General features: G+C 60.0%; 12 protein-coding genes. 5 read left to right on the top strand and 7 right to left on the bottom strand.

From position 1 onward, the window contains the following. Nucleotides 1-18: 18 nt before the first annotated feature. Entirely contained in the window at nt 19-810 is a 792-nt protein-coding gene (locus MWN76_RS01075; RefSeq protein ID WP_250458657.1) for a ThuA domain-containing protein, read from the bottom strand. Nucleotides 811-894: 84 nt separating this feature from the next. Here MWN76_RS01075 and MWN76_RS01070 point away from each other — a divergent pair, with 84 nt between their 5' ends. Both MWN76_RS01070 and MWN76_RS01065 read left to right on the top strand, forming a co-directional pair. Then, on the top strand, nt 895-1,278 hold the full coding sequence (locus tag MWN76_RS01070; protein WP_250458655.1) for a YbaN family protein: 384 nt from the start codon (nt 895-897) through the stop codon (nt 1,276-1,278). Continuing rightward, nucleotides 1,278-1,646 (top strand): SirB2 family protein, encoded by a 369-nt coding sequence (locus MWN76_RS01065; RefSeq protein WP_250458653.1) that lies wholly within the window; start codon nt 1,278-1,280, stop codon nt 1,644-1,646. The genes MWN76_RS01070 and MWN76_RS01065 overlap by 1 nt, the downstream gene beginning before the upstream one ends. 81 nt (nt 1,647-1,727) lie before the next feature. Here MWN76_RS01065 and MWN76_RS01060 read toward each other — a convergent pair whose 3' ends face one another. Beyond that, nucleotides 1,728-3,386, bottom strand: coding sequence for an acyl-CoA dehydrogenase family protein (locus MWN76_RS01060; RefSeq protein ID WP_250458651.1), 1,659 nt, complete (start codon nt 3,384-3,386; stop codon nt 1,728-1,730). Between the two features lie 345 nt (nt 3,387-3,731). Between MWN76_RS01060 and MWN76_RS01055 the strand changes: the two genes are divergently transcribed. From MWN76_RS01055 to MWN76_RS01045, 3 genes are all read left to right on the top strand, one after another. Further along, nucleotides 3,732-4,892, top strand: a complete 1,161-nt coding sequence (locus MWN76_RS01055) for a glycoside hydrolase family 18 protein (RefSeq protein ID WP_250458648.1) — start codon at nt 3,732-3,734, stop codon at nt 4,890-4,892. Nucleotides 4,893-4,945: 53 nt separating this feature from the next. Beyond that, entirely contained in the window at nt 4,946-5,260 is a 315-nt protein-coding gene (locus MWN76_RS01050) for a hypothetical protein (RefSeq protein ID WP_250458646.1), read from the top strand. A 79-nt stretch (nt 5,261-5,339) separates the two neighbouring features. Then, nucleotides 5,340-5,489 (top strand): hypothetical protein, encoded by a 150-nt coding sequence (locus MWN76_RS01045; RefSeq protein WP_250458644.1) that lies wholly within the window; start codon nt 5,340-5,342, stop codon nt 5,487-5,489. Nucleotides 5,490-5,549: 60 nt separating this feature from the next. On the opposite strand, the gene MWN76_RS01040 is transcribed toward MWN76_RS01045, so the two are convergent. The 5 genes from MWN76_RS01040 to MWN76_RS01020 all read right to left on the bottom strand — a co-directional run bounded on the left by MWN76_RS01040 (nt 5,550) and on the right by MWN76_RS01020 (nt 12,689). After that, complete coding sequence (locus MWN76_RS01040) at nt 5,550-6,977, bottom strand: DUF1254 domain-containing protein (protein ID WP_250458642.1); 1,428 nt, start codon at nt 6,975-6,977, stop codon at nt 5,550-5,552. A gap of 259 nt (nt 6,978-7,236) precedes the next feature. Next, on the bottom strand, nt 7,237-8,709 hold the full coding sequence (locus tag MWN76_RS01035) for a pectate lyase family protein (RefSeq protein WP_250458641.1): 1,473 nt from the start codon (nt 8,707-8,709) through the stop codon (nt 7,237-7,239). A gap of 549 nt (nt 8,710-9,258) precedes the next feature. After that, nucleotides 9,259-10,995: a GEVED domain-containing protein gene (locus MWN76_RS01030; protein WP_250458639.1), complete on the bottom strand. Its 1,737-nt coding sequence runs from the start codon at nt 10,993-10,995 to the stop codon at nt 9,259-9,261. Between the two features lie 171 nt (nt 10,996-11,166). Then, nucleotides 11,167-12,168 (bottom strand): DNA polymerase III subunit delta, encoded by a 1,002-nt coding sequence (holA, locus tag MWN76_RS01025; RefSeq protein ID WP_250458637.1) that lies wholly within the window; start codon nt 12,166-12,168, stop codon nt 11,167-11,169. Then, on the bottom strand, nt 12,168-12,689 hold the full coding sequence (locus MWN76_RS01020; RefSeq protein WP_250458635.1) for an LPS-assembly lipoprotein LptE: 522 nt from the start codon (nt 12,687-12,689) through the stop codon (nt 12,168-12,170). Before MWN76_RS01020 ends, holA begins: the two co-directional genes overlap by 1 nt. Nucleotides 12,690-12,790 lie beyond the last annotated feature (101 nt).

The raw sequence follows: 12,790 nt of genomic DNA, 5'->3' as shown, positions 1-12,790 counted from the left end.
TTATCCGGGATAGCGCATTCAGTCCCGGAGGGTATCCTGTTCCCCCGCCTTGCCGGTCGCATAGCGAATGCCGCCCAGGATATGTTGCATAAACAGCGGATCCCGATAGCTTTCGCCGGTATGCCCGCCGGCGGTATAGAATGCGCGTCCACCATCGTATTCGTGGTACCAGGCAATAGGGTGGTGCTTGCCGTTCTCCCCGCCGCTGTAGGTGGACTCGTCCAGGTTCATCAGTATCCGGATATCCGGGTTGATGGACTTGAAGTTGTACCATTCGTCGAAGCGCCGCCAGCGATTGCCGTCCAGCGCCGCCTGTAAAAAGCGGGTGGCGGGGTGGTTGAAATCCAGCACGACTTTCTCCGCTTCCTGCTGTTCCGGGTGGCTGGCGAAGTAGGCGCCCACCAGCTGGTTGTACCAGGGCCAGTCGTATTCCGTATCCGCGGCGGAATGAATGCCGACAAAGCCGCGACCGGAACGGATATAGCGTTCGAATGCCCGGCGCTGTCGGTCGTTGAAGATATTGCCGCTGGTACTCAGGAAAACCACCGCGTCGTAGCTGTCCAGCGTATCGTCGCTGAACAGACCGGCATTCTCCGAAATGTCCACCGCGAAGCCCTCCCGCTGCCCGAGCTCCAGCAGCGCCTTCTTGCCGTCGATAATGGAATCGTGGCGCCAGCCTTCGGTTTTGGAGAAGACCAGAATGCGGGATTTGTCCACGGGTTCCGCCGCCATGGTCAGTGCTGGAATCAGCAGCGCGATGGCGCTGAGGGCGGCGGTAACGAAATGAAGTTTTTTGTTCTTGTCCGGCATTAGGGTTCCCCGATTGAATTGCGCCTGTCCGTGAAGTCTCTCAGAATAGGGCACTGATTTGAACGCGCTTTGGAGAGCTGGGCCATGAGCAGTCGCCCGCTACGACGTTTCTTCTGGCTGGGCCTGGCCTGGATTTCCCTGGGCCTGGCAATGGCCGGTGCCGTTTTGCCGCTGTTGCCGACGACTCCCTTCCTGCTGCTGTCGGCCTGGTCGGCGACCAGGGGGTCGCCGCGGTTGGCGCGGTGGCTGCACGAGCACCCGCGTTTCGGCCCCATGCTGCGGGCCTGGCGCGAGGAGGGCGCGGTCCCGCGCTCGGCCAAGGTCTCGGGGATGGCGCTGATGCTGTGCAGCTGGTCGGTGCTGTTCTGGTTGGGGGCGGACTGGAAACTGCTGGCCGTGCTGGGGCTGTTTTTCGCCGCCGGCGGCACCTGGCTGGCAACCCGGCCGCTGCCGGGTGGGGAGCGCTAATGGCGGGCCCAATCTGGATCAAACACCTGCATATTACCCTGGCCGCAATTTCGGTCACATTTTTCGCGCTGCGTTTTTGCGCCCGGCAAGCGGACGCGGCCTTTATGCGCGCGCTGTGGGCGCGGGTGGCGCCACACCTGATCGATACGCTGTTGCTGGCAAGCGGTGTGGCCCTGGCACTGATCTACCGCCTGTCGCCGCTGGAAACACACTGGCTATTGGTGAAGTTGTCGCTGCTTGTGGGCTATATCGGCGCGGGTATGATCGCGATGAAAGCGGCGGATAGCGGGCGGCGTTTGATTTACGCTTCGCTGGCGCTGTGTTTTGTGGTCGGGATGGTGTGGATGGCGGTGTTCAAACCTTTCTGAGGCATCGGCACGGAGCCGGTTTGCAGGATGGGCATCCAGCGCCCCGCCGATAGGCGGGGGCCGGAGCCGGGGAGGCGCCGTTTAGACAGCCAGTGGATTGCCCCGCTCGATCAGCGTTTTCACATCCAGCCCGGTGGGCAGGGTGCCGGTATTGTGCGCGCCCCGGCTGTCGAGGCGCGAGGCGATAAAGGCCTCCGCCACGGCGCTGTTGCCGCCCTGCACCAGCAGGTGCGCCTGCATCGCCAGGGCCATCTGGTCCACCAGGTGACGGGCGCGGTACTCGACCTGCTCCATATCCGCCAGCTGGTTTTTCAGGTTGTCGACCGCCCTGTCCAGCAGCGGGTCGGCGCCGGCGCTGTCCGCCAGTTCGTCGAACCAGTGATTGATGACCGCGGGTGTCTTGGCGATTGCGCGCAGTACGTCCAGCGCCTGGATATTGCCGGAGCCCTCCCAGATCGCATTGATCGGCGCGTCGCGGTAGAGGCGCGCGGTGATGAAACTCTCGATCACACCGTTGCCGCCCAGGCACTCCATCGCCTCGTAGGCGTGGTGCGGGGTGCGCTTGCAGATCCAGTATTTGCCCACCGCGGTGCCGAGGCGCATCAGCATTTTCTCGTGATCTTTGTCCAGGTGGTCCATGGCGCGCGCCATGCGCATGGTCATGGCCGCGGAGCCCTCCACTTCCAGCTGCAGGTCGGCGAGCACATTCTGCATCAGCGGCTGGCCGATCAGGGGCCTGCCGAACGCGTTGCGCTGACTGGCGTGATAGATGGCCTGCACCACGGCCTGGCGCTGGCCGCCGGAGGAGCCGATCATGCAGTCGAAGCGGGTGGTGGCGACCATCTCGATGATCGCGTTGACGCCGCGCCCTTCCTCGCCCACCAGCCAGCCGAGTGCGCCGCGCAGTTCTATCTCCGAGGACGCGTTGGACACATTGCCGGCCTTGTTTTTCAGCCGCTGTACCTGGATCGGGTTCTTGCTGCCGTCCGGGCGCCAGCGGGGCACCAGGAAGCAGGACAGGCCGGCGTCTGTCTGTGCCAGCATCAGGAAGGCATCGCACATGGGCGCGGAGGTAAACCATTTGTGGCCGACCAGTTCGTAGCTGCCGTCGCCCACCGGTGCGGCGGTGGTGGTATTGGCGCGCACATCGGAGCCACCCTGTTTCTCGGTCATGCCCATGCCGATGGTCAGGTGGGATTTGTCCGCGTACGGGCGGTTGCTGGGGTCGTAGCCGCGGGCGGTGATCTTCGGCAGCCACTCGTCGGCCAGCGCCGGCGTCAGGCGAATGGACGGCACCGAGGCAAAGGTCATGGTCACCGGACAGCCGTGGCCGGCTTCCACCTGGCTGTGCAGGTAGTACTTGGCCGCGCGCGCCACATGGGCCCCGGGGCCGGGGTCGGTCCAGGGCGCGCTGTGTAGCCCCTCGCTCAGGGCCAGCTGCATCAACTGGTGATAGGCCGGGTGGTAGCGCACCAGGTCGACGCGGTTGCCGATGCGATCGTCGGGCTCGAAGAGCGGTTTGAACTCGTTGGCGTCATAGCCGCGCTCTATCCACTCGCGGCGACCGCAGATCTCGCCGTAGCGTTGCAGGTCGTCCTCGGCCCAGTGGCCGCCGTTGTGCTGCACGGCATCGCGCAGTGCGGCGTCGCCGGCGTAGAGGTTGTGGCCGGTCAGCGCCTTGCTCTGGTTGAATACCTCGTGGGTACGGGCGAGTGCGGAGGGGGAGGGTGTTTTGCTCATGGGTCCTGTCTCTGGTGTCTTCACGCGGCGCTGCTGTTGGAAAGATTAGCTTCCGGAGCGGGTCTTGCCGATATGCTAGTGCCATTGGGGTCGCGGGTCTTGCCCATTTGTGACGACGCTATTTACCGTGCCGCCCACTGGCGCGCAGATACAATATTCTGGCGGTCGACGATAAACGCACGCCGCCGATCCTCCTGTCGTAGGCATGCCCACATCCGATCAATTCCTATTGCTGACAGCGTTGTCATCCAGGCGCTTGAGCGGATAGTATTCCCGCAGCGGCCTCCCGCCGGTACGCCGGCGAGTCGCGGTTGTTCAATATGAAATAAGAAGGAAGTAAAACAGGTGACAGAAAAACTCAGAAACACGTTGTACCGGAGTGGGAGCCTGCTGGGGCTGCTGGCGGCGCTGGTGCTGTCCGGATGCGGATTACTCGGCAATGAAGGAGATCGGGTGCAGGCGCCGGTCCCGGCCGCCAGTCCGTCGGAGCTGGCGGTGATCGCCTACTATACCGGCGACGGTCGCGATCTCGAGCGCTACGATTTCGACAAAATGACCCACCTGATCTACAGCTTCGTGCATCTCGACGGCAACCGCGTGACGTTTGACGGCCCGGAAGCGGTGGCCGCCTACCGCCGCCTGCTGGACCTGAAAACACAGTATCCGCACCTGAAGGTGATGTTCGCGCTCGGCGGTTGGGGCGGTTGCGAGACCTGCTCGCCGGTCTTTGCCGATGCGGACAACCGCCGCGCCTTCGCGCAGTCGGTGGCGCAGATGCTGGAAACCGTCGGCGGCGACGGTATCGACCTGGACTGGGAGTACCCGGCCATCGAGGGGCACCCGGGCCACCCGTACAGTGCCGGCGACCGGGAAAATTTCACCGCGCTGGTGCGGGAACTGCGCCGCGCGCTCGGCGGCGATGCCCTGATCAGCTTTGCCGCCGGCGGTTTTGACGAATTTCTGCAGAAGTCCGTCGACTGGCAACAGGTGATGCCGCTGGTCAACAATGTCAACCTGATGTCCTACGACCTGGTCAACGGTTTCAGCACCGTCACCGGTCACCACAGCCCGCTGTATTCCACCGATGCCCAGAAGCAGTCCACGGACAATGCAGTCCGCTACCTGCTGGCGCAGGGGGTGCCTTCACAGAAAATCGTGATCGGTGCGGCCTTCTATTCCCGCGTCTGGGACGGGGTGGTAGGGGCGGATAACGGTCGCTACCAGAGCGGCGAGCATATCGCCGGATTGCCGTTCCGGGAACTGACACAGACCTACGACGAAGACGGCGGCTATCAACTTTTCTGGGACGAGAGCGCGCAGGCACCCTATGCCTACAGCGCGGATAAAAAACGCTACGCGACTTTCGACAACCGCCGTTCGGTCACATTGAAAACCCGCTATGCGAAGCTGCGCAATCTCGGCGGCATCATGTTCTGGCAACTGCCCGGCGACAGCGACAAGCGCGGGCTGGTGGACGCCATCTACGCCGAGAAAACGGGTCGCTGAGGGCCCCTCAACTCTCTCCGCGGCAGCCCACCAGTGGCTGCCGCTGCCGCGTTTTGACGACGCAATCGCCACCGATTCATCCCCGAGACTCGTTCATATCCCTTACCACCACGCCGGATCTGGAGCTGCCGGGCGAGTTCACCGACAACAGCTACAAAGACGATGCTTACACCCGCTGGGTTATGTTTGACGCCTACGATTTTCAGATGGGCAGCACGCCGGCCACCGCGCGTCTGATCCTCAACAACCTCACCGATGGGTATTACTACACCCTGCGCTCGTGCTGGTCGAGTATGCTCAGCGAGCCCTCCAATGTGGTGGACTCACTCAGTGTAAGTTTCCGATGCGCCGCCGTTCGTTCCGCGTAGGGCGCGTTTCAGTTTCGACCCGCACCGGGCGCTGAGCCTGAGGCTGTTGTTGCTGGTGTTTGTCTGGAGCTCGGTGTACATGAATCTGTGGGGTAGCCTGTACCTGCATATCACCCGCCAGGGTCTGGAATTCCATCCACCCTGGTACCACTTCGCCGACCGCGAGGCCAGCGCACCACAGCCGGAGCGGCACGCGCGGAGGGCGATGGGGGCATTATTAATTAGGTAGCGCAAGCACTGGTCCCAGCGGCGGGAGAAAAACGGTCGCGTGCGTGCTATCTTCTCGGCATCAGTTTTTTTCGATGACCGGTGGCCACCAGCTGCCGTCGAGGACCGAAGGCGGAATTTCTTTCGGCCAGTAGAGGCGGAACATGGGGATAAATTTCGCATCCGGCGCAGGCAGCCAGTTGGATTCCTTCTCCGCGCCGGGGTTTTGTTTCTGCAGGTATAGGCTGATAGAGCCATCCGGATTCTTTTTCAGGTTGTTACGTTCACTGAGCGTGTAACGGTTCAGTGGATTGGGTACGAAAAAATATTCGTCATCGTACATCGTCAGTGACCAGAAGCCGTTTACCGGTGGCAGGTCTTTCTCCGATTTAAAGTGGATTACATAGTCGTGTTTTGAGGCGTCCAGTGGCTCGCCGTCGGCATCTGTCTGTCCCACCGGGTAGACAGCGTCTTTGGGTGCGTTGGCGGGAATGCCAAATGCGGACAGCCAGGCGCGCGCCATGTAGTCAGTGCCGTAGTGGCCGACCTTGAGGTTGACCAGCCAACCGTTGTTCATTTTGCCCGACTCCCTGGTGTAGTCGACAATCTGCTTCCAGGCGGTGGCGGGTGCCTGACGGATGGCTTTGGCAACCGCCGGTTCGAAATTTTCCAGATCAAAGGATTTGCCGGGCGCCAAGCCTATTTTTTTCATTTTTTCCACGATCGGAGCATCTTCCGGCGTGGGCGGATTGTTTTTCATCAGCCGCGCCATCCAGCTGAAATAACGTCCTGCATCCAGCGCATTTACCTGATCCCGAACGGCGGTTTTCATATCTATTTCTGGGTCCACGGTGGCGTGCGGAGGAATGTAGGTTTTTCCCCAGTAACTGAGTGGGTAGAGCTTGTACTGGTCCTGCAGCGCCCAGACTTTTTTATAGTCTTCCGGGGTTCCTGTGGAATAGGTACGGCCAAGGATCCACAGCGAAGCCGTGGGTGACTTTACCTCCTTTATGCCATCGGGTAGCTCACCACGCCAGTTGGGTCCGGTGATGACATAGGTCTGCGCTTTCTGACCAGTGGTGCGTGACCCCGGGGCGAATATCACCGGCACCCAGGCGTCGTAAAACTCCCACACATAGTAGCGTTCCCCCATATCAGGCCAGCTTATGATCCAGGGTTCCTCGGAAACATCGATGAAAGCGTTGGAGTAGAGCGTGTCGGCATTGGGAGCGGTGACGTCTCGGAACTTGGCGGAGGGGTATTTACGCAGGTTGGCAAACTGTCCCATTGGGGCATGCTTGTCGGTAGGTTTGGCTACGTTGGTCATTACCCTGCGGGTCATTTCCACGGAGATCAGGGAGTAGCCGTAGAGGTAGGCCTCGATGGCAATCTGTTTTGCTTCGTCCGGTGTGAGTTTTGTCGTGGTGGCAACGGAAAAACAGGATGTCATTGCTATTGCTGCTGCCAGGTAGACGCGGGTGATCATGCGCCATGTCATCGGCGATTTCATCGGACGTTGTTCCTGTGGTTTGGCTGATCTGAGGGTACTGGAAGTACGGCGAGGGAGGGTGCGAGATCGGGTCACCCCCGCACAGGAAAGACTAGTTCACTATTCTGCGCGCTGCTCATGAACTTTCGTGGAAACGATATCCTTGCGGATGGCGGCGGCAGGATGGGCAGGTTTGAAATCGACAGACCGCTCTCGAGGTCATAGCGGGAGCGGTCAATCACCCGTGAGTTTCAGTTGCGTCTGATGAGTGGTTCTGTAACTACTGCCGAATCAGCTCGAACTGCTGGTTGCTGTTGCCGGCGATACAGGTCCACTGGAAAATATTGGCCCCGTCCGCGGTGGATATGCCCTCCACATCCAGGCACCGTTCGCTGTTACGATTGATGATCCGCCAGCGACCGGTACCGGCACTCTGGAAACGGAACTGCTGGTTACTGCCGCCCCAGTATTCCCACAGCATGACATTGCCGCCGTCGCTGGTGGAGAAGGAATCCACATCCAGCGCCATGGCCGGCGCATTGACTGGCGAGACGCGGTGCCAGATACCGTCCACCGTGGAGATATTCCATTTCTGGCAGTCGTTGTCGAGCCAGGTCCACTGCTGCACATTGGTGGCGCCGGCAGTGCCGCAGTTGGTGACGTCCAGGGTCTTGCCGCTGTGCACCGGCACTATGCGGTAGGTACCGTTGACGGTGCCGTTGTTGTCACCGGAGCCGCCGTCATCGCCACCGCTGCTGCAGTTGGAACCCTTGTTCACGCCGGCGCAGGCGATAACGTGGTCCTTGACGCTGCCGGTCGCATCGAGGCTGTAACTGTAGGGCGGGTCGTAGGTGGTGGTGGAGGCCATGCTGTCGCCGGCGACTATGCCGTCGCCTTCCTCCCAAGTCACGTTGCTGAGGCTGTTGCCGCGCGCATCCCAGTAGCCGATGTCGTCGCTGTAGAAGGACACCAGCGGGTTCTGCGCATTCTCGAACACATTGTTTTCCACCCGCAGCAATGCGCCCATGCGCGAGTTGATGCCGGTGCTGATGACGTTGTTGTAGTAGTTGTTATAGATGTGTCCGTAACCGAAACGGAACAGCGGTGCGCGGGAATTGATGTTCTCCCAGCGGTTGTGGTGGAAGGTCACGTAGCGGTTGCCGCTGTCGCTGTCGGAGGAGCCGTGCAGCGATGCCTTCCAGCTGTCGTGGAAATAGTTGTAGGAAATGGTGATGTACTCGGCGCCGCTCTTGCTGTCCACCAGGCCATCGTAGTAATCCTTGTCCACATCCAGCGACGCGTAGATTTCGTTGTGGTCCACCCAGATATTGTTGGCCGGACCCTCGATACTGATGCCGTCCTTGTCCCCGGTGTCCACCTCGTGGATGGTCAGGTTCTGGATGACCACATTGCTGGCGCGCCAGATCTTGATCCCGATACCGTCGAAACGACCATTGCCGCCGACACCGATGATCGACACATCGCTGGCATCCTTGACGTTGATCTTGCTGTCCGACGAATTGCCCGGTGTGATGGTGCCGTCGATGTAGATGGTAATCGGCCCCGAGGCATTGTCGATCGCATCCTGCAGGGCGGTGCCGTTATTGACGGTCACGGTACTGCCGCCGGCGCCGCCGGTGGTGCCACCGTTGAGGCTGGCAAAGCCGCCCGGCTGGGCCAGGGCACAGAGGGGAAGCGCAAGCAGGGCAAACAGGCAGTTGCGCAATACGGGTTTTATGGAGTGATTGATCATCGCTGCTTCTCGTCCTTTTATTGTTTGAGTTTTGAGCCAATTTCCCGGCCGCGCTGTGAACCAGCACTGTCGCTGGATTCGGCTCGCCATTCCGGGCAATGGGTACGGCATTCATTGCCAGACCAATACGGTAAAATTACCGTAGTATGGTAAGACAATAATTGCATGAGCTTTTCTGGTGCGCAATGCGGGAGGCCTGGCCAAAAAGGGGCGAAAATCGACTGTCGTCTGTCAAATAAATTTCACTAGAGTCTGTATTTGATTGAAATAAAAGGGTTTTATTGTTGTGGGCTTTAATTGTTCAGGGCGAGAGAGTGGTCGCTCCTGGCATCGGAGTAAACCTCTAATTGTGTACTGGGTTCAAAATTGTCATACCAATCGACGTATTTGGTGTTGCCGCTGGCGTAGTCCGGTCGTCTGGCTGGGGCGGGGAGCATGTTGAGTGTCGGTTTGGGAGGATAAGAAAAAGCGGGCATTAATGGATGCCCGCTTTTCTGCCGGTGAGACGTTGACGTGCAGCGACGTCGTCTCTGGATGAGCGATCCCGAATCAGGGGATGCTGTAGGTGATCGAGTTGGATACCTGCTGGTAGCTACCGTCGACAAACTGTTGCAGGTAAACCTCGATCGTGCTGCCGCTGGTATTGGAGTAATAGGTGTAGCTGAGCTCATTGGCTGCATTGCGCTCCAGGACTACACTGCCATTTTTCTCGATGACCCACTGCAGGTTGTCGCCCAGTTGGCCGCTTCGGGTCAGCTGGTAGTTGCCATCGACACTCAGGCTGTAGGGATACTGTTCCCCTTCTGCCTGGACGGTGTACTCGACGGTGTTGGATACGACGGTGTAGTAGCCATCCACAAACTGTTCCAGCCAGACGCGATAGTGACTGCCGGGGCTGTTGTTGTAGTAGGTATAGGTAAGCTCATTGGCTGCGTTGCGCTTGAGCGCGATCTGGCCGTCTTTTTCAATGACCCACTGCAGGTTTTCGCCGAGCTGGCCGCTGCGGCTCAGTTGGTATTGCCCATCCATGGACAGGCTCCAGGGGGCGGCTGTTACGCTGTACTCAACAATATTGGAAACTATCTGGTAGTTGCCGTCGACAAACTCCTGTAACCAGACGCGGTAGTGGTTACCTTCAGTATTGTTGTAATAGGTGTAAGTGAGTTCATTGGCGGCGTTGCGCTGTAGTACCACCTGGCCATTTTCTTCCACCACCCACTGTACCTGGTCGCCCAGCTGGCCATTTCGGGCGACTTCGAAGTGTTGGTCGGCACTCAGGTTGAATTGGCTTTGACCGGCCTGGTATTCGACAGTGTTCGATACAACACGGTACTCGCCGTCGATAAACTGCTGCAACCAGACCCGGAATTGACTGCCCCCGGTATTGTCAAAATAGGTATAGTTGAGTTCGTCGGCGGCATTGCGTTGGAGAACCACCTGTCCGTCCTTTTCGATGACCCACTGCACGCTATCGCCCAGGTAGCCTGAGCGTTCGAATTGATAGCCGCTGCCGAGGTTCAATTCAAACAGGTCGGTAATGCCGGGAGTATATTCAACCCGGTTTGAAACCTGTTGGTATTGGCCATCGATTAATGCCTGCAGCCAAACCCGGTAATCACTGCCGGACAGGTTGCTGAAGTAACGGTACTGCAGCTCGCCGGCGGCATTGCGTTGTAAAACGACCTGGCCATCCTTCTCGATGACCCAGCTGAGATCATCACCGATTTCGCCATTGCGGTGTACCGTAAAGTCATGATCCATGACTATGTGGTGGCTGTAGGAGGGGTCTTCCCCTGTGGAAATGGTGAGGTCAAAGTCCTCGGTCTCACCGTAGGTGTAGTTGCCGCAGGGGCCCGGTTGGCTGCCGTACTGCATTACCACTCGCAACCTGGTTTGACCCGGCGCGGTTGTGGCGGGGAGGTCGAACGTCAGGTCGCTGCTGTCGCTGCCGGCATGGCTGAAAACCTGCTCACTGTTGCTGAAGGTTTTGTCGCCGTCGGCGTCCAGCCAGACTCCCCAGTTTTCCACAAAGCCGGTATTGAGCATGCCGGGAGTCAGGGTCATGGTGTTGTTGCTGGCCAGGAGCTCAATGTCGCTTTCCGGGTGTATGTAATAGCCGTTGTTGTTTCCGGAGGTGAAGGCCTGGCCATTCAGGCTGACGGCCTCTATCCATTCGTAGTTTGTGTTGCTTCCCTCGGAGCTGCAGTAATCTGTGGCCGCAAGAGCGCTGCTGCCGACTGCCAGGCCGGCTGCCAGTATCAGGCATTTGAAAAAATTGATTTTCATGATACTTCATTTCCTTTTGAACGTGGGGACTGCTCATCCAGGCAGTCGCTCGAGTATAAATAGTTGCCTTGAAAAATAAAGCTTGTGCGCGGAGGGACGGTTGTAATGGCAGGTTCAGGGACTGGTGTTCAACTGAAATACTGGTAGTGGGGAGAGGGTAGGCGCGCAACCTCAGATGCTGCGCTTGCCGGACAGGTTCAGGGTCAGTTCCAGCAGCCCGGTCCAGGGATCCTGGTCCTTGCCGCCCTTGATCGCATTGTCCACGGCGCGGGCGCGCAGTAGCAGGCCTTCCAGTTGCCGCGGGTGCAGTCGCGACAGGGCGGATTGCACCAGTGGCTGGCGCTTCTGGATGCGCACCAGGCGCACGATCGGCTGGCCCTGGTCGAGCTTTTCGCCAATTTCCAGCAGGCTGCGGATTTCCCGCGCCAGTGCCCAGAGCACCACCGGCGCTTCCACGCCCTCGGCACGCAGGCCGTGCAGTGTCTTGATGGCCGCCTCGGCATCGGCGGCCAGCGCCCGGTCGATCAGCCCGAACACATCGTAGCGGGCGGAGCTGGCCACGGCGTCGCTCATGGTCGCGGCGGTAATCAGGTTGTCGCTGCTGAGCAGTTTGAGTTTTTCGATTTCCTGGCTGGCGGCGAGCAGGTTGCCCTCGACCCGGGAGGCGAGAATCTGGATGGCCTCCGGTTCGGCGTCCAGGCCGGCGGCGCGCAGGCGCTGGTGGATCCAGCGCGGCATTTCCTGTGCGTCCACGGGCCAGACCTGGATCAGTACACCTTTTTGATCCAGTGTCTTGATCCATTTGCTGTTCAGTTGGGAGCGGTCCAGTTTCGGTAGCACCAGTAACAGCAGCAGGTCGTCGCTGGCGAGCCTGGCGAATTCCTGCAGCGCCTTGCTGCCCTTGTCGCCGGGCTTGCCGCCCGGCAGGCGCAGTTCGATGACCTTCCGCTCGGCAAACAGCGACATGCTGCCGGCCGAGGCGAGCAGTTGCCCCCAGTCGAAATTGTGTTCGGCATGCAGCAGCTCGCGCTCGCTGAAGCCGGTATCCCTGGCCGCGGCGCGGATGCTGTCACAGCATTCCTGCACCACCAGCGGTTCGTCGCCGGAGACGATATAGATCGGCAGCAGGCCCTTGTTCAGGCTCTGCGGTAACTGGCGGGGGTTGATTCTCATCAGTAGCTTCTGTCTTCCGCGGTGGCACTGACATCGATACGGCGCAGGCGGTCGATGATACGGCCGATCAGTTCGCGGCGCATTTCCTCGCGCATCAGGCGCTCTTCTTCGCCCTTACTGACAATCTCGTCGTCGTCCCATACCAGGGTGCGGTAGACATCCGCCTCGGCGTTGTTCAGCAGCCAGCGGCCGCCGCTGTCGCGCACGCTGTAGAGGGCACTGGTGATCAGTTCGTATTCCGAGGCGCGGCCCTTGGCATCCACCGACACGGTGCGCTTGCGCTCGATTTCCTCGTGGATGATGAGGGCGTAGTCCGCTTGCTCCGGCGTTGGCGCCATGGGCACGCCGGCGTTCTGCAGCAGGCGGGTCAGCTCTTCGGCAATATCACTGCGCGGGTCCTGGGCGGAGATATACAGCTCGCTGCCCGGTGGGAAGTTTTTCGGCGCGCCGCGCAGGTGCCAGCCGCAGCTGGTGGCAGCGATGATGAGTAATGGCAAAATGCAGCTGGTTATTTTCTTCATGGTATGTCTTGTTATCGATTGCGGGGCGAGCCGGCATGGCAGGGTGCGCCGTGCGCACCACCGGGGTCAACGGTGCGCAGGGTTCCCCCTGCGCGAGTCCC

The sequence above is a fragment of the Microbulbifer litoralis genome (genome assembly GCF_023634065.1).
Taxonomy (GTDB): Bacteria; Pseudomonadota; Gammaproteobacteria; order Pseudomonadales; family Cellvibrionaceae; genus Microbulbifer; species Microbulbifer litoralis.
The sequence above is the reverse complement of the archived record's forward strand: the minus strand, read 5'-3'. Positions and strand labels throughout refer to the sequence as shown.